Genomic DNA, 16,998 nt, shown 5'->3' with positions numbered 1-16,998 from the left:
GAGGTACGTCGGAACCACGAGGGGCTTCACGGAGGGCCGTAGCCCTGCACGCGCGAGTTCAGCTCCACCGCGGTGGCGTAGATCTGCGCCCACGAGCGGAACTTGAACCGGTCCAGCGCGCCCTTCTGGTCGTTCGCGTAGTCGAACATGTCCTGGCGGAACAGGGCATCGGCGGCCTTGCGCGCCTCGGGCCCCAGCGGCGTGCCCTTGCGGTCGAAGTAGCGCAGCAGGTCGTAGCCGTAGTCGTGCGTCTTGGCGGCCGGGTCGAACTCCTTGTCCGGGCCAATCTTCAGCGGGACGGAGGCGTAGCCCAGCGGGTCCTGCATCCGCTGCCCGTGCGGCGTCTGGATGGCGTAGGGCTTGTAGCCGATGACCTGCTCGAAGTCCGCCGGGGGCGGCCGCGCGCCGGTCAGGTACTCCATCATCAGCTTGCCGTGGTCGCCCGCGGGTGCCGCGCCAACCTTCGCCGTGCGCTGCAGCGCCGTCGTGGTGGCGCTGAACGAGTCCTTCTGGTGGATGGCCGCGGGAACGGCGGCGGCGTTGGGCTTCTCCGCGGCGGGCGACTCCGAGGGGGAAGTCGCCGTGCGGCGGGCCGAGACGGGCGTGTTTCGAACGAGCATGATGGGGTCCGGGGGAAGGCTTTCTCTCAGTTTGTCGCAGTTTGTAGACTTGAAGTTGCGTGGAAATGACCGACGCACCGCGTGGTGCCAGGAGAGCTCAGTGGGAACGGACCTTTATCGCGACGGAATGGCCCGGTTGGACGCAGGGGATGTGGCGGAGGGCCGCCGTCTGCTGGAGGAGGCGCTTCGCAAGTCCCCCGGTGACGTGGCGGTGATGCACGGGCTGTCTCGCGCGCTGGACCTGGCCGGTGAGCGCGCACGCTCCGTGGAACTTCTGGAGCACGCTCATGCCAGGGCGCCCTCGGAGCCGGGACCGGCCCTGGACCTGGCCATGGCGCTGCTGGAGCGAGAGGAGGACGCACGGGCGGTACAGGTGATTTCGCCGGTGCTCCAGGCGCACCCGGAAGACACGCGGGCGAACCTCTACATGGCCATGGCCCTGGCGAAGACGGACGCGGTGAAGGCCCGGGTTCACGCGGCGAAGGCCATGAAGGACCCAGACCCCGAGGTGAAGCAGCAGGCGCAGGCCCTGGACGGCGTGCTCGCGGCGCACCAGGGGGCGTCCTGAAGGGGAGGGGCGCGCCCGGCATGGTCTGGGGACCCTCGTCGATGGACCCTGTCGAAACGTGAAGGGCCGGAGGCCGCTGTCACCAGCACCCCCCGGCCCCGGGTGTTTCACGACGGCCTGGCCTCTTACGCGCGCAGGGAGACCACCGTCACGCCATCTCCGCCTTCGTGGCCCTCACCCGGGCGGTACATGCGGATGTAGGGCGAGGCTGCGAGGTAGTCACGGATGGCCTGCTTCAGCGCCCCCGTGCCGTGCCCGTGGATGACGAGCGCTGCCTCCTCACCGCTGCGCATGCCTCGGTCCAGGAAGGACTCCAGCTCCGCCAGCGCGTCGTCCGCGCGCATGCCTCGCACGTCGCAGCGGAAGTTCGTGGCCTCCACCTCGGCGGGGGCCGCCGAGGCCGCACGCTTGAGCGCCGATTCCTGCTTCTGCCGCTCCGGGAACTTCGCCTGCTGCGGCTTGCGCGTGCGCGCGCCCGACAGCTCCGAGGTGGGCACGCGCATCTTCATCGCGCCACCCGCGGACACCACCGCGTGGCTGTCCACCAGCTCCAGGATTTCGACGTCGCGGTTGAGCCCCGAGTGGTGCACCCACGCGCCCACCTTCAGGTTGGCGGGGCCGGGGGCCTCCACCTGGAACAGCTCCGCCTTGGCGGCCAGGGCGCGCTTCTGCGCCTCGTCCGCGCGCTGCTGGAGCTGCTGCCGGGCCTCGGCCAGGGCCTTCTCGTTCTGCTCCGCCCGCAGCTTGGCCAGCAGCTTCTGCACCTCCGCCGCCGCGTGCTCACTGGCCGCGTGCACGTCCTCGTTGAACTGCATCATCTTCGCGCGGCGCTCGCGCTCGAAGGTCTGCTTCTGCTTCTCCAGGTCGGCCCGCAGCGCCTCGGCCTCCTTCGCCGCCACACGGGCGCGCTCCAGCTCCTCGTAGAGCTTGCGCCGCTCGTCCTCCGCCGCCGCCAGCGCCTTGGTCAGCGGACCGCCGGCGTTGACGGAGAGCTCCCGGGCGCGCTCGCACACGTTCTGGGGCAGGCCCACGCGCGCCGCCATCTCGATGGCCGACGACTGGCCCGCGGCGCCAATCTGCAGGCGGTAGGTGGGGGCCATGCGCTTGGCGTCGAAGCCCACGCGCGCGTTGAGGAAGCGCGGGTCCATGTGGGCCAGGGCCTTGAGCTCCTCCAGGTGCGTGGTGACGAGCACCACCACGCCCTTGGACATCAGCTCCTCCAGCACGGCGATGGCGATGGCCGCGCCCTCGCGCGGGTCGGTGTCCGCGGCGATTTCGTCGATGAGGACCAGCGAGCCCTCGCCCGCGGCCGCGATGATGTCGCGCAACATCACCACGTGCGCGCTGAACGTGGACAGGCCCTGCTCCAGGTTCTGCGCGTCGCCCACGGTGGAGTGGACGGAGCGGTACAGCGGCATGCGGGAGCCTTCGGCCACTGGAATCGGCAGGCCCGCGCGCAGCATCAGCGAGCAGAGGCCCACGCCCGTCAGCGTCACCGTCTTGCCGCCCGCGTTCGGGCCGGAGACGACCAGCGCCTTGGCCTCTCCGGTGAGCGTCACGTCGTTGGCCACGACGTCGGCGCCCTTGAGCACCAGGCGCGGGTGGCGCAGCTGACGCAGCTGCATGTCCGTCACGTCCGCGAAGTCGGGGGTGCTGGCGCCCAGGTCGGCGGAGAGGATGGCCACCGACTCGACTTCATCCAGCTCCGCCACGGCCTCCAGGCCCTCGAGGATGCGCTCCGATTCGCGACCCAGCTGGTCGCTCAGCGCCTGGAGCACCTTGCGCTCCTCCTCCAGGACCTCCGACTGGGCGATGGCGAGGTCGTTGCCCAGGCCCACCATGGACTGCGGCTCCATGAAGAGCGTCTGGCCCGTCTGGCTGGCGTTGTGGACGATGCCGTCCACCTCCGAGCGGTAGTTGGACACCACCGGCACCACGTAACGGCCGTTGCGGAGCGTGTAGTAGTTCTCGCGCAGCTTGTTCGTGAAGGTCTCGTCGTGGAGCAGCTCGTCCAGGCGGGACTTGATGCGGCGGTGGAGCCCGCGCGCCCGGTCTCTCGCCTCGCGGAGCTCGGGGCTGGCGCGGTCGGAAATCTCACCGTCCGGTTCGAAACACTGGTCGATGCGGCGGGCCAGCGCCTCCAGGGCGGGCATCCGCCGGGCAATCTCCACCAGCCGCGGGACGCGCGCCTTGCGCTCGTCCAGCGCCTCGCGGGTGCGAACGAAGGCGAAGAGGAGCTGGGCCGAGTCGATGAGCTGGCGGGGCTCCAGCATGCCACCCTTGGCTGCATGCCCGATGGGGGTGCGGAGGTCCGTCACACCGCCCAGGGGGAGGGAGAACTGCTCCTGGGACAGGGCGCGAGCCTCGGCGACGAGCGCCAGGGCCTCGGTCACCTGCTCCGGTGTGTCGAGAAACGGCCGGGCGAGCACCCGCTCCCTGCCGGGCTCCGTCCTGCACCGTTGCGCCAGCGCGCGGAGCACATCCGAGAAGCCAAGGTCTTCCAGCGTTCTTTGAGATATCTGCACGGTCATGGGTTTCATGCGCGGCCGTTTGGCCGTCAAGAGGATCTATTGAGGCGCCCGGCCCGGCTCTGCTATCTGCCGCACATGAGGTGGGTCATCCTGGTGGCCTTGCTGGCGGGCGCGACTGACGCGGCGGAGCCTTCCGCCCTGACACGGCCCCCTTCGCGGCCGGCGCCGTCACTGCCGGAGGCCCTGGCGCTGGAGGCGGAGGGAAACGATGCGGGTGCGCTCGCCGCGCTGGACGCCCTCATTCGCGCCCAGCCCGCGTGGGAGCTGCCCCGGCTGGAGATGGCCCGGCTCCTGTTGAAGACGGGCGGCGCCCTGGAGCAGGCAGAGTCCCATCTGGACGCCGCTCTCCAGCAGGCTCCCCATAACCCCCGCGCCTGGTACCTGCGGGGTTTGTTGTGGGAGGAGCGGGACGACCGCAGGCAGGCCGTGCAGGCATACGAGCAAGCCGTGAAGCTCCGCGCCTCCTACGAGGATGCCCGCTTCCGGCTCGGGACGCTCTGGTTCGACCTGGGGGACTGGCTCAAGTCCGAGTTGCACTACCGCTACCTGGCCCGGCTGAAGCCGGAGTGGGTGCAGGTGCGCCTCCAGCTCGCGGGCGTGCTGGAGAAGCAGGAGCGCCTGCTGGACGCGGAGAAGGAGCTGCTGGCCGCGCGTGACTACCAGCCGTCCAGCCCCCTGGTGCTCAAGCGGCTGGCCGACTTCTACGAGCGGACGGGGCGGCCGCAGCTCGCGGAGCGGGTGCGCAAGTCGATGGAGGCTCCGCCGAAGCGCCGAATGCGCGAGCTCAAACCATCGCGTCGCTGACAGCAGGCGGCCATCGCGAACGCGGTTGCGATTGCACCTCAGGCAGTGGCGCATACACTGCGCGGGCTTTGAAGACCGCCAACCTCGCCATCGTCTTCACCGACATCAAGGGCTTCACCGAGCGGACCAGCCGGCAGACGCTGGAGGAGAACCAGCGTCTCCTGCAGGTCCACAATGACCTGCTGGCGCCGCTGTTCAAGGCGTTTGGCGGGCGCATCATCAAGTCCATCGGCGACGCCTTTCTCGTCACCTTCGAGTCGCCCACCCAGGCGGTGCTCAGTGGCATCGCCATCCAGGACCGGCTGTGGCACCACAACCGGACGGTGGAGGCGTCGGAGCAGCTCCACGTCCGCGTGGCCATCAACGTGGGCGAGGTCCGGCTGGAGGCCAACGACATCTTCGGCGAGCCGGTGAATATCGCCGCCCGCGTCGAGGGCATCGCGGAGGCGGGCGAGGTGTACTTCACCGAGGCCGTCTACCTGTCGATGAACAAGGCCGAGGTGCCCTCGAAGGAGGTGGGCGCCTTCGAGCTGAAGGGCATCCCCGGGAAGATTCGCGTCTTCCACGTGCCCCGGGCGCCGTACCGCGTGGAGGCCCCCTCCGCGAGCGCCATCGCGGAGGAGCCCGGCGCGGAGACGATGCCGCCCTTCGGCAACCTGGCGCTCTCGCGCGTGGCTGAAGCGTCAGCGCAGGGGGCGGTGGTGGACCTGTCTGGACTGGGGCAGCGGGCGGCTGCGGGCGCGGCGGTCATCGGCCAGCGCGCGGCGGCGGGCGCGTCCGTGCTGGGGCATCAGGCCGCGGAGCTCGGGCGCCAGGCGCGCACCGTGGGAGGCTCATTCTTCTCGCGCGTCCTGGCGGCCCTGCCTGAGCCGGTGGCCAGGCACCGGGTGGCGGTGGGCGTGGGGACGCTGGCCCTGCTCGCGGGAGTCGCGGTGCTGGCGCTCGGGGGCGACGAGACGCTGCGCGCCATCAAGGACGTGGAGCGGGCGCCCGAGGAAGAGCGGGCCGCGCTGGCGAAGGATGTCCGGGCCCTCATCTCGAAAGAGCAGGACTCGGGGCGGCGCCACTACCTGCTGGGCCGGTTGACCGAGGCCATGGGCAAGCCCGACGACGCGCTGAAGAACTATGCCTCGGGTGTGAAGGCGGGCAGTGGTGACGCGGAAGAGCGCATCCTCGAATTGCTGGAGCATGCGCGCTGCGACGTGCGCTCGGACGCGGCGGCCACCGCGGGCAGGCTCCAGATGAAGCGCGCCGTGCGCGCCCTGGAGCGCCTGAAGTCGGACGGCGGGCCGGACGACGGCGCGAGGACGGGCCTGTTTGGCCTGTCCAGGTGCGACTCCAAGCAGGCCGCGGAGAGCGCGCTCAAGCACTTCAAGGACCGTTGACGTTCCGGCCCTCGGGGCCCGGGTGAGGAAGGGAAGGCCGTGACGAAGGTGAAGACGGGACTGGACGTGTGGGTCGAGCAGGGCTTCTCCGCGTTGAAGGGCAAGCGCGTGGGCGCCATCGTCAACCCCACCAGCGTGGATGCGCGCTTCCGCCACCTGGCGGACCTGCTGGCCAACGCGGACGGAATCACGCTGGCTGCGCTCTTCGGACCCGAGCACGGCATTCGCGGCGAGGCGCAGTACATGGTCGCCGTGGACGAGGCGCGTGACCGCCGCACCGGCGTGCCGGTGTACAGCCTCTACGGCTCCACCTACGAGTCCCTGTCCCCGCGGCAGGAGTGGCTCCAGGGCCTGGACGCGCTCGTCTTCGACATCCAGGACGTGGGCAGCCGCTACTACACCTACGTCTACACCATGGCCCTGGCCATGAAGGCCGCGGCCCGCGCGCGCGTGCCGTTCTACGTGCTGGACCGGCCCAACCCGCTGGGCGGCGTGGCCATGGAAGGCAACCTGGTGGGGGAGGGCTTCCGCTCCTTCGTGGGGCTCTACGCGCTGCCCAACCGTCACGGCATGACGGCGGGCGAGCTGGCCCGCCTCTTCAACGCGCAGGAGGGCTTCGGCTGCGAGCTGACGGTGGTGCCTTGCGAGGGCTGGCGCCGTGGCCAGTTCTGGGCCGAGACGGGGCTGCCGTTCATCTCGCCGTCACCGAACATGCCCACGCCGGACACCGCGCTGGTGTACCCGGGCATGTGCCTGGGCGAGGGCACCAACGTCTCCGAGGGCCGTGGCACCTGCCGCCCCTTCGAGCAGTTCGGCGCGCCGTGGGTGGACACGGACCAGCTGCTGGCGCGGCTGGCGAAGGAGGACCTGCCTGGCGTCGCCTTCCGGGCCGTCGGGTTCACGCCCACCTTCGACAAGTACACGGGCCAGTCCTGCAGCGGGGCCTTCATCCACGTGACGGACCGTCAGGCCTTCCAGCCGCTGCGCACCGGCATCGCCATCTTCCAGGCGCTGCATGACATCGGGCCGGGGAAGTTCGGCTGGCGCGCGGACGCCTACGAGTTCGTCGAGGACGTGCCTGCCTTCGACCTGCTCTGCGGGACGGACCAGGTGCGCCGTGGCATCGAGGCGGGCTGGCCCCTGGACCGGCTGATGGAGGGGTTCTCCGCGCAGACGGAAATGTTCGCGCGGCACAGGACACCCTACCTGCTGTACGCTTGAGCGGTGATCGGCGTCTTCTCCGACAGTCATGGGGACCTCGAAGCCTTCGACGCGGCCTACGAGCTGCTGCGCTCCAAAGGGGCGCGGCGCTTTCTCTTCACGGGCGCGCGCTACTCGGACCTGGACGAATGGGTGCTGTGGCGGCGGCAGAAGAGCCGGGGCGGGCGTGAGTACTCGGATGCGGACTTCCTGGCGGATGTGACGAGCTGGCTCGGGAGCCAGGACGCGCTGCCTCGCACGCCGTCGCGCGCGGAGGCGCCAACGGATGTGGCATCCGAGGACGACCGGCGGCTCGTCATGGAGCGCTTCGTCCGGGTGCCCGAGCGCGAGTCGCTCCAGTACCGGGACCCCTCCATCAACAACAAGGCCATGGACCTGGTGGGGGATACGCTGTGCTGCGTGGTGCACGACAAGAACGACCTGACGCGCGATGACCTGCTCAACGCGCTGGTGTTCATCCACGGCAAGGAGCCGGAGCCCAAGGTGGTGCAGATTGGCCCGCGCTACTTCCTCACGCCGGGCCGGCTGACGGGCGCCGCCGAGCAGACGTGCGCGCTGCTGGAGAAGGTGGACCGGAACCTTCGCTTCTCCGCCTTCCGGCTGGATGGGCACGTGGTGCTGGCGCCCCAGGTGGTGGTGCTGGAGAAGAAGTCCCCGAAGTTGTCCCTCAAGTGACATGAGGCCCGCCGTGCAGGTCGCGCTTCTCGGAGGCTCGTTCAACCCGCCCCATGTGGGGCACCTGATGGCCGCGACGTATGTCCACGCCACGCAAGGCGTGGACGAGGTGTGGCTCATGCCGTCCTGGCAGCATCCGTTCGGCAAGCAGATGGAGCCCTTCGAGCATCGCGTCGCCATGTGCGAGGCCCTCTGCGCGGAGACGTCCGGCTGGCTGAAGACGAGCCTCGTCGAGCAGGAGCCCGGGCTCTCCGGCCGCACCGTGGATACGCTGACGCGGTTGGTGGAGAGACACCCGGACATCCGCTGGTCGCTCATCATCGGCAGCGACATCCTGCGCGACCTGCCGCACTGGAAGGACTTCCACCGCATCGAGGAGATGTCGCGCGTCATCGTCCTCAACCGCGCGGGCTACCCGGCGCCCGACACGGTGGGGCCCCCGCTGGCGGAGGTGTCTTCGACGCTGATTCGCGACCTGCTCGCGCGCGGTGAGGCGCCCTCGGAGCTGGTGCCCGCGCGGGCGATTGCCTATGCGCGCGAGCATGGCCTGTATGGCCTGAAGCGCGCGTTCTAGCGCCGCGCTCCGTCGTCCCTGACGTCGGTCACAGACCGAGCCCGACGAGGTGCAGGTGATCCAGTCCCCGCTCGAACCGGTACGCGTACTGGTAGAACAGCGATACCGGGACGGACTGGCCGAAGGTGAGGTGGAGCGAGGCAGAGGCGCCCACGGCGGCGTGGTTGGCCCGGTTGTCGGTGCGCGCCAGCGCGCCAAAGGCGTCGAAGCCGATGTCCCGGACGAAGAGCGACGGGAAGAGCCAGAGCGTGGAGGCCCAGCCGTAGTCGATGGGGACCCGGTACTGGTACGTGGCGGCGCCCACGAGCGCGTTGCGTGCGCGGATCTCCAGGTCCTCGTAGCCGCGGAGGTATTCGCTGAAGGCGATGCCCGGCTGGAGCTCCAGGGGCAGGGGCGCGGTCGTCTGGCTCGTGCGGTTGCTGTACCAGACCTGCCCCGCGCTCAGGCCGCCGACCTGCAGCAGGCCGGATGGCGCGCCCGGGAGGAAGCGGCCCACGGCGGTGAGGTGGAGGTTGTCGCGCCCCGTGAAGGGCAGGCCGCCGAAGAATCCGTCGAGCCCCAGGCGCAGGTCGGCCATGGTCGGTTCCCGGCGAAACGCGCCCGGATACACGCCCACCGCGCCGGTGATGCCGAAGCCCCGCTGTGTACCGCCGTAGGAGGTGGCGTCGCCAGCGAAGTACGAGGCGGAGAGCTCCGGACCGATGATGCGCGTCACGAGCTCTGGGAAGCGGTCCGTGGCGTCGTATTCGCGCCGCAGCGCGAGCACGCCGAGCGTCACGGGCGTGGTCCAGAAGGAGCGCGAGGCAAAGGCCGTGGCCTGGAGGTCCGTGCGCTCGTTCTGGCGGATACGCGCGCCGGAGACCTGGATGTACCAGGGGGCGAGGTTCGCGTTGCCGTACGCCAGGGAGATGCTGGGCGCGTCCTCGCGCGAGTCGAACGAGAGGAGCAGCGAGTACGCATGGAAGCCGAGCCGGTCCTGACCCGCCAGGGCGAGGCCGCCGAACGCGTACGTCTCGTCCGTGTTGTCGGGATCGGCGGCGGCGAGCAGGTAGGGAACGCGGAGCTCGGGGATGAAGAAGCGCTCCAGCGGTGAGTAGGGCTTGTCCGAGAGGACCGTGAGCTCGGCCCCCGGATCGGGCGGCGCCACGACCGGGGCGTCCAGGCCGGACAGCGCCGTCAGCGCATCGGCCACTGCAGGGCTGGGAGACGTGGCACTGGCATCGGGGCGCTCGTCGGCGGAGGGGGCACCATCGTCGGGACGGTCGGCCGTAGGTGCAATGGCGGTGACACTGCCCTCGGAGGGCTCGTTTGTTGCTTCGACCTGGGGACTGACGCCTGTGGTTGTTGGGGCCGTGGCGGATGGCGGGCCTCGCGCCACGTCTCGTGGGCCCGCTTCGGATGAGGAAGCCGGGACTGTGCCCGCTGATGACGGTACATCGGCTGACGCTGGGGTGGGAAAGGCGACAAACGCCTGGGCGGGGTCCGTGACTGGCGAGCTTGCACGTAGCTGTGTCGCCACAGGGCCGGTGGTTTCGTCCGTCGTGCCTGGCGCGGCGACTGCCTTCGTTCCGGGGAGGCGCGTCGCCGGTGGGGCGTCGGCAGCGCTGGCGTCTCGAGGTGTCGTGCCGGGCCCGACCCGCGAGGTCGCCCCGACCGAGGGCATTGATGTCGGGGCCTCGACGAGGCTGGGGGTGTCATTCGTCGTCAGGGCCGCCGCGCCTGCGCCGGACGCGTGTGCCTCCGTGAGGCCGGGCGCTTCGTTCGCTTGCGGTGCCGCAGACGCACTGGCGGTTGCGATGGTCGGCGGTGGAGGCAGCACGTGGCCATTGGCCTCCGTAGGCGCGGCCGTGCGCGGCGTCATCGCCTGCTCGCCATCCGCCGGTGCCGGGCCGGCCTCGGGGGCGCGAGCAATGGAGGTGATGGGCACCAGCGGGGCGCGGTCGATGGTGAAGTCGAGCCCATCGCGGTTGAGGAACACGACTTCGCCCGTCCCCACGGGATGGGCGTCCATCACCAGGTGAGGCGCGTCGGTGATGCGGACGACCTCGCGCGTGGCCACGGACAGCAGGTGGGCCTGGAGCCGGCCCTCGTGCTTGCGGAGGAACAGGATGCGCTCATCGTCCAGCCAGCGCGGCGAGTAGTTGAACTCCCCGTCCCGCGTCAGCCAGCGCAGGCGCCCATCTCCCTCGCGGAGGACCAGGTCCCAGCCCGCGGTCGTCGACAGCGGGAACACCACCCTGACGCCGTCCGGCGCGACCGCCGGCGGTCCCACGGAGGTGCCCGCGCCGAAGTCCGTGAGCGCCTCACGCGCACCCGTTTCCAGGTTCAACCGCACCACGTTCGCCGCGTCTCCGTCGACGTGGACGTAGACGTACCCCGTCTCATCCGGCGTGATGCCGCCGCCCATGCCCGAGACGTCATCCCAGAGGCGCACGACGTCTCCGGTGCGCGCATCCACCTTCCACAGCCGGGCCGTGTAGCCGCCCTCCGCGTTCAGGTCTGCCATCACCAGATACAGCCACGCACCATCGCGGCTGAAGGACATCCCGCTGACCAGCGTCGCGGAGCCCAGCACCCAGCGGCGCAGGGGCAGCAGCTCCACCAGGGGGCGTTCGAAGCGCACCCGTCCATCCGCCTCCAGCACCGTCAGCCGGGTGTAGCGCTCGCGCCCCACGCCCACCGTCGCCGTGACGCCGCTGGCCGTATGCGCGGCGAGCCGCGAGAAGTAGCCCGCGTCCGGCACCCATGTCCGCTGGGTTGGCGGCCGCTGGCGGACGCTCAGCGTCTGGCACAGGCGCTGCGTGTACTCGTCGAACAGCGAGCCGATGTCCCGCCCGTACACGCGCTTGAAGCGCAGCGTCACCGCCAGGGGCGGCACCAGCGAGTCGCCCTGTTCATCCACCAGCTTCCACAGCTTGGATTCCCCGTACTGCTTCGCGAGGTACTCCACGAAGTGCATGCCCGTGATGTAGTTGCCGCCGAACGGGTCCAGGGCGCGCTGCTCGGGTGACAGGTAGCCGGGGTTCAGGCGGCCCTCCTTCGCCTGCACCACCGCGGCGTACCAGCCGCGCCAGATGGGGCTGTGGGGCCGCCCAGCGTCCTTCTCGAACTGGCCCTCGTAGTAGGTGGCCAGGCCTTCCAGGAACCACGACTCCGTGTAGGAGTTGGGCTGGAAGAGGCCGCCGGTGACGAGGTTGAGGAAGCCCCAGACGCCGTCCGTCTGCTGGAGCTGCACGTAGTGCACGGCCTCGTGGCAGGCCACGTCGCCCACGTCCACCTCGCCCAGGTTGAAGAGGTGGAACAGCTCCATCGTCAGGTGGGCCGGCATCACCATCTGCTGCGGCGTGCTGGCGTAGTCCGGCACCACGTAGGCGTTGTTGAAGTTCGAGCTCGTCAGGTAGACGAGCACCCGGTCCCGAGGCTTCTTGCGCCACGTCTGCCCGCGGAGGCGCGCCACGCAGCCCTCCAGGCGCGATGCCATCCGGAGCGCTGCTCCCCGGAGGTGGGCCGGGTAGTAGAGCTCCAGCGACTCGGTGGTCAGCTTCCGCATCTCGTCCCGCGCGAACGAGGCCTGGATGTTCTGGGGGAAACGGGGTGTGACGAAGGCACACCCGCCGTTTGTCATCAAGAGACAGGTGGCCAGGACAGCCCAGCGAAGCCACCAGCGGGAAGCGGGCATGCAGGCCATCCTACAGGCCACAAATCGTAGCCACGACCGCGATTTTCACGGTAAGGGGTGGCCCCGTCGCCTCCCTATTTCCGAGTCTGGATTCCGCCATGTCTGAACCCGCCACCCAGGCGCATCCCGTTCCGCAGCACGTCCACAACGCACAGATGCAGGTCGCCGCCGCCATCGAGCAGGCCGAAGGCAAGCCTGTCGATTTGCTCAAGGCGCCGTGGACGGAGATCGAGACCGCCGTCGCCAAGCTGACGGGGGGCGCGTTCCAGGTGAACAAGCCGGAGCACCAGACGCTGGCGCTCGGGCTGGCCGGCGCGTTCGCGCTGCGCCTCATCCAGGAGCACCAGGCGTTCTGGTTCCCCAACCGCGACTCCCCCGAGGGCGCCACGCTGGGCTTCCCCGAGGCCATCATCATGCTGTCGCCGTTCGGCGCGGTGATGGATTCGCTGGGACAGGGCAAACTGAACCGCCTGGAGGACCTGGCCGCGGACATCCGCCGCTCGCTGGGGCAGGCCCGCTTTGGCGCAAACCCCGCCCAGGCCCTGGGCGGCCAGGCCCCGAAGCTGACGCCGGTGGACTACCAGCGCCTGTTCGACCCGGGGTTCCTGCAGTTTGTCGTGCTGGACCCCAAGAAGACGACCACGGCCCTGGAGACGAAGCCGGATGGACTCGCGCGGGATGTGCGCAACGCGCTGGGCCGGACGCAGCCGCCGTTGCCGCCCGAGGCGCGGCAGCAGTTCGAGGGGCAGATTGTCCAGTCCCTCCAGCGCCTGGACACCACCAAGACGCTCATCGACCAGGCGGACCGCGCGCCGCGGCTGGCGGAGTTGATGGCGCACCTGTTCGGTACCGTGGGAGGCACGGGCTCGGCGCCCGAGGACTTCTGGCACGACATCGTGCTGCCCCTGCTGTTCATCGGCACCCCCGCGAGCTTCCCGCCGCTGGACGAGGATGAGCTGGAGATGTTCCGCCAGGGCGCGGATCCGCTGCCGCTCTTCGTGGACGTGGTGCCGCACCAGCACAAGGCCCCGGATGAGGGCCTGCTGGGCGCCTTCGAGATGAGCGACATTGGCCTGGTGCACCAGGGCTTCGGCCGCGTGGGCGCGCTGCGCCTCATCCGCGTCAACGCCGCGCGCATCCAGCCGCTGCTGGAGCAGTTCGACCCCGCGAAGACGGCGGAGACCCTCCAGCGCTTCACCGAGTACGTGGCGCAGGCGGCCGGGAAGCCCGCCACCGAGTCGCCGCAGGGCAAGGAGATGCTGCAGGCCGCGCTGACGCTGCTCTCCGACCTGAAGCGCTCCGTGACGCAGGTCCAGGGCGGCGTGCTGTCCCTGCGCCGGCTCACCGAGGCCGAGGCTGCGTCCGAGCAGGCCCTGGCGGTGGTGCGCAAGGCCCTTCAAGGCTCCATCATCCTGACGGCGTGAGCAGCCGTTCCAGCGCGGTGCGCGCCGCGGGCTCCAGCCGGTCTCCGGCCAGCCGCAGCGCGCGCCGCGACAGCAGTCGGTAGAGGGGGGCGACCTCCGCCGGGAGCGCCTCCAGGTGCGCGGCCACCACGCCAGCATCACCGCGGACGATGGGCCCCGTCAGCCCGCCCGCGAGGCCCCGGCTCTCCAGCCCCCGAATCGCCGACTGCATCAGCGGCAGCAGCGCTGCCAGCGCGTCCTCGGGGCGGATGCCCGCGGCCCCCAGGGCCGACACGGCCGCGTCCGCCAGCGCCACCAGCCCACCCGCGCTGAGCACCGCGCCCGCGTGGTAGGCCGCGCGGTGCGCCTCCGGCACCTCGATGATGCGCATGCCCGCGTCCACCGCAATGCGGCGCAGCACGTCGCGCAGCGCGGGTGAGCGGGTGCTCACCGCCACCGTGCTTCCGGCGAGCGAGTCGCGCGGCGACGAGACGGCGCAGAGCGGATGGAAGGAGCCCCGGCTGCGGCCTCCGCGGGCCGGGCCGAGCGCGTCGAGCGACAGGGCGCCGGCCGTGTGGACCAGCGCGGCCGTGCGGGGGAGGGTGGTGGACAGCGCCTGGGCGACCGGGGGCACCGAGGCGTCGGGCACGCACAGCAGCACGACGCGAGCCCGCTTCAAGTCTGCGGGCGTGGCGGGTTTCAGGCCCAGGGCTTCGGCCCGCTGGCGTCCCGCGTCCGTGCGCGAGTGGACGCGCACGGGCCAGCGCTTTGCCTGCAAGGCGAGCGCGAGCGCTCCGCCAAGCCGGCCCATCCCGACAATCACCACGGGCGGGCGCCGCGAGGACGGCCCGGCGCGGCGGCGGGGCGCGGGGCTCATCGCTCCCGCTGGAACTGGAGCTGGCCGGAGCGCACGGCGATGCGGACGCGGTCTCCGGTGCCGAACTCACCCGACAGGATGCGCTCCGCCAGGGGGCCTTCCACCAGCCGCTGCACCATCTGCCGCATGGGGCGCGCGCCCAGCTGTGGGTCGAAGCCGCCGGACTTCAGCAGGTGGCCCACCACCTCGTCGTCCGCCACGTACTCGATGCCGCGCTCGGTGGCGAGCCGCTTGCTGCTCTCCTCCAGCAGCAGCGTGGCGATGCGAGCCACCTCCACCTCCGCCAGGGGACGGAAGGGGAGCCGCTCGTCGATGCGGTTCCACAGCTCCGGCGGCAGCGCCTTGCGCGCGACCGCCGAGGCCGCGTCCATGGCATCCCCGGGGCCCGCGGCGTCGGCGCCAAAGCCCACCGGCCGGCCCGTGCGCGAGAAGGCCTCCGCGCCCAGGTTCGTCGTCATGACGATGACCGTGTTGGAGAAGTCGATGTGACGGCCCTTGCCGTCCGTCAGGCGGCCTTCCTCCAGCACCTGGAGGAGGAGCATCTGCACCTCGCGGTGCGCCTTCTCGATTTCGTCCAGCACCACCACGGACGAGGGGCGGCGGCGCACCGGCTCGGTGAGCTGGCCACCCTCGCCGAAGCCCACGTAACCCGCGGGCGAGCCGATGAGGCGCGAGACGCCGTGCTGCTCGGACATCTCGCTCATGTCCAGGCGCACCATCGCGTCCCGGTTGCCGAAGAGCACGTCCGCCAGCGCGCGCGCCATCTCCGTCTTGCCCACGCCCGTGGGGCCCAGGAAGAGGAAGCTGCCCATGGGGCGGCGTGACGCGAAGCCCGCGTAGTTGCGGCGGATGACCCGCGCGATGCGCGTCACGGCCTCGGAGTGTCCGATGACCCGCTCCGCCAGGTCCTGCTCCAGCCGGAGCAGGCGCGACGAGTCGTTCATCAGCAGCCGCTCCTCGGGCACGCCCGCGAGCTTGGCCACCACGCGCGCGACGTCGGACGGCTCTACCACGTCCCGGCCCTCGCGGTGGCAGCGGCTGCCCGCCAGGTCCACCACGGAGATGGCCTTGTCCGGCATGAAGCGGTCCGTGACGTAGCGGCTGGCCAGGGATGCCGCGGCCTCCAGCGCCTCGGGCGCGTAGCGCAGGCCGTGGTGCTCCTCGTAGCGGCCGATGATGCCGCGGAGGATTTCCACCGTGTCGGGCACGGAGGGCTCGTTGACCACCACCGCCGTGAAGCGGCGCTCCAGGGCGGGGTCGGTGCTGATGAACTTGCGGTACTCGTCGTGCGTGGTGGCGCCGATGCAGGGGAACTCGCCCCGCGCCATGGCCGTCTTCAGCTCGTTGGCGGCGTCCTGGGGCCCGTCACCCGTGGAGCCCGCGCCGACGAGGGTGTGGATTTCGTCGATGAAGACCACCACGCGGCCGTCGGCGCGGCGGACCTCCTCCTTCAGCGCGTTGAGCTTCTCGGAGAACGAGCCGCGCAGCTGGGTGCCGGCCACCAGCGTGGCCATGTCCAGCTCCACCAGCACCTTCTCCGCCAGCGAGCCGCGCAGCTCCAGCAGCCGCTGGGCCACCCCTTCCACCACCGCCGTCTTGCCCACACCGGGCTCGCCCAGCAGGCAGGGGTTGTTGGTGCGGCGCTTGCCCAGGATGTCGATGACCTCCTCGACCTCGCGGGCGCGACCCACCACGGGGTCCAGGCGCCCCTCGTGCGCGGCCTGGCTCAGGTTGCGCCCCAGGGAGGTGAGCAGCGGGAACGCCTTGGCATCCAGCACCGGGGAAGCAGTCGCGGGCGTTGCGGTCCGCGCCGCGGGCGCCGGGGTGACGGGCGCCGGGGCAGGTGCCGCCGGTGTGGCGCGCGCCACGGGCGCTGTGACCGGAGGAGGCGGCGGGAGCGTCTCGGGCTCCTCGTCCACGTCGATGAGGTCGCGCGGCGACAGCGCGGGCGTGCTGTAACGCGGCGGCAACGAAGGAAGGGTGAAGGGGGGAGGGGTCGGCGGCGCACCAGGGCGCGTGCGCGGCAGGCTGAGCGCGACGGCCGAGGCGGGCAGCGGCGACGGCGGCGCACCCAGGGGGCGGTTCGAGGGCCGGGGGCCCGTGGCCTGCGCGCGGCCCAGCTGGAGCCGGCGCGGCATGTGGCCGCTGGTGAAGTAGGACAACGCGGTGCGCATCAGCCCGCCCAGGTCCAGGCCCGCCTGCTGTAGCAGTTCCTGGGCCGCGCAGCGCACCCGCGCCACGGCGATGAGCAGGTGGAGGCAGTCCGCCTCCGAGGAGCCCACACTGGTGGCAATCTCCCGGGTCTTCTCGCGCAGCTCCCGGAGCAGGCCGTCCGGCTCGGCGGGAGCGGACGTCAGGAGCTGGAGGATGGCATCCTCGTCCACGCCACGCTCCTTGAGCAGCACCTGCGCACGGTTCTCCACCGTGAACAGCGCCAGGAGCACGTGGGCAGAGGTGACCCTCTGGACCACGCTTTGTGCGATGTCATTCGCCTCGTGGAGGACCTGCGCGAGGTCCGTGCTATCGACCATTCGAACTCCGGCAAGCGACCAGACGAGCGCAATACACCCTCTCCGGGCCTCCGGCAAAATTTCCGCTACAGGCCGCTACATGTGCCGTAAAGCGGTGGAGTAGAAAGCGTCCGGCAACGGAATTCGGCCG

The 16,998-nt window shown here is 70.9% G+C and carries 12 protein-coding genes; 7 read left to right on the top strand and 5 right to left on the bottom strand.

All coding sequences use genetic code 11. The annotated features are described in order from the left end of the window. Positions 1–26 precede the first annotated feature (26 nt). Complete coding sequence (locus VZL07_RS36525; protein ID WP_426752572.1) at positions 27–620, bottom strand: hypothetical protein; 594 nt, start codon at positions 618–620, stop codon at positions 27–29. Positions 621–651: 31 nt separating this feature from the next. Between VZL07_RS36525 and VZL07_RS36520 the strand changes: the two genes are divergently transcribed. Beyond that, positions 652–1,188, top strand: coding sequence for a tetratricopeptide repeat protein (locus tag VZL07_RS36520; RefSeq protein WP_426752571.1), 537 nt, complete (start codon positions 652–654; stop codon positions 1,186–1,188). A gap of 125 nt (positions 1,189–1,313) precedes the next feature. On the opposite strand, the gene VZL07_RS36515 is transcribed toward VZL07_RS36520, so the two are convergent. Next, complete coding sequence (locus VZL07_RS36515) at positions 1,314–3,719, bottom strand: endonuclease MutS2 (protein ID WP_426757450.1); 2,406 nt, start codon at positions 3,717–3,719, stop codon at positions 1,314–1,316. A gap of 75 nt (positions 3,720–3,794) precedes the next feature. Between VZL07_RS36515 and VZL07_RS36510 the strand changes: the two genes are divergently transcribed. From VZL07_RS36510 to nadD, 5 genes are all read left to right on the top strand, one after another. Continuing rightward, entirely contained in the window at positions 3,795–4,523 is a 729-nt protein-coding gene (locus VZL07_RS36510; RefSeq protein WP_426752570.1) for a tetratricopeptide repeat protein, read from the top strand. A gap of 68 nt (positions 4,524–4,591) precedes the next feature. Continuing rightward, entirely contained in the window at positions 4,592–5,908 is a 1,317-nt protein-coding gene (locus VZL07_RS36505) for an adenylate/guanylate cyclase domain-containing protein (protein ID WP_426752569.1), read from the top strand. 39 nt (positions 5,909–5,947) lie between these two features. Beyond that, complete coding sequence (locus tag VZL07_RS36500) at positions 5,948–7,129, top strand: exo-beta-N-acetylmuramidase NamZ family protein (RefSeq protein WP_426752568.1); 1,182 nt, start codon at positions 5,948–5,950, stop codon at positions 7,127–7,129. Positions 7,130–7,132: 3 nt separating this feature from the next. Further along, positions 7,133–7,804, top strand: a complete 672-nt coding sequence (locus tag VZL07_RS36495; protein ID WP_426752567.1) for a hypothetical protein — start codon at positions 7,133–7,135, stop codon at positions 7,802–7,804. A gap of 1 nt (position 7,805) precedes the next feature. Continuing rightward, entirely contained in the window at positions 7,806–8,378 is a 573-nt protein-coding gene (nadD, locus tag VZL07_RS36490; RefSeq protein ID WP_426752566.1) for a nicotinate (nicotinamide) nucleotide adenylyltransferase, read from the top strand. A 28-nt stretch (positions 8,379–8,406) separates the two neighbouring features. Here nadD and VZL07_RS36485 read toward each other — a convergent pair whose 3' ends face one another. Next, positions 8,407–12,057: a hypothetical protein gene (locus VZL07_RS36485; RefSeq protein ID WP_426752565.1), complete on the bottom strand. Its 3,651-nt coding sequence runs from the start codon at positions 12,055–12,057 to the stop codon at positions 8,407–8,409. Positions 12,058–12,155: 98 nt separating this feature from the next. On the opposite strand from VZL07_RS36485, the gene VZL07_RS36480 reads away from it, so the two are divergent. Further along, positions 12,156–13,481, top strand: coding sequence for a hypothetical protein (locus VZL07_RS36480; RefSeq protein WP_426752564.1), 1,326 nt, complete (start codon positions 12,156–12,158; stop codon positions 13,479–13,481). On the opposite strand, the gene VZL07_RS36475 is transcribed toward VZL07_RS36480, so the two are convergent. Together VZL07_RS36475 and VZL07_RS36470 are read right to left on the bottom strand one after the other, a co-directional pair. After that, the gene (locus VZL07_RS36475; protein ID WP_426752563.1) at positions 13,465–14,337 is read right to left on the bottom strand and encodes a Rossmann-like and DUF2520 domain-containing protein; all 873 of its coding nucleotides are present in this window, start codon (positions 14,335–14,337) and stop codon (positions 13,465–13,467) included. The two genes, VZL07_RS36480 and VZL07_RS36475, sit on opposite strands and share 17 nt — an antisense overlap. Beyond that, positions 14,334–16,868 carry an AAA family ATPase gene (locus tag VZL07_RS36470; RefSeq protein ID WP_426752562.1) on the bottom strand — a complete coding sequence of 845 codons (2,535 nt, stop codon included), beginning with the start codon at positions 16,866–16,868 and terminating at the stop codon, positions 14,334–14,336. Before VZL07_RS36470 ends, VZL07_RS36475 begins: the two co-directional genes overlap by 4 nt. Positions 16,869–16,998 lie beyond the last annotated feature (130 nt).

The organism is Pseudomyxococcus flavus, assembly GCF_050038885.1.
In the GTDB taxonomy this organism is placed as follows: Bacteria; Myxococcota; Myxococcia; order Myxococcales; family Myxococcaceae; genus Myxococcus; species Myxococcus flavus.
This window is presented reverse-complemented; position numbering and strand designations above follow the sequence as displayed.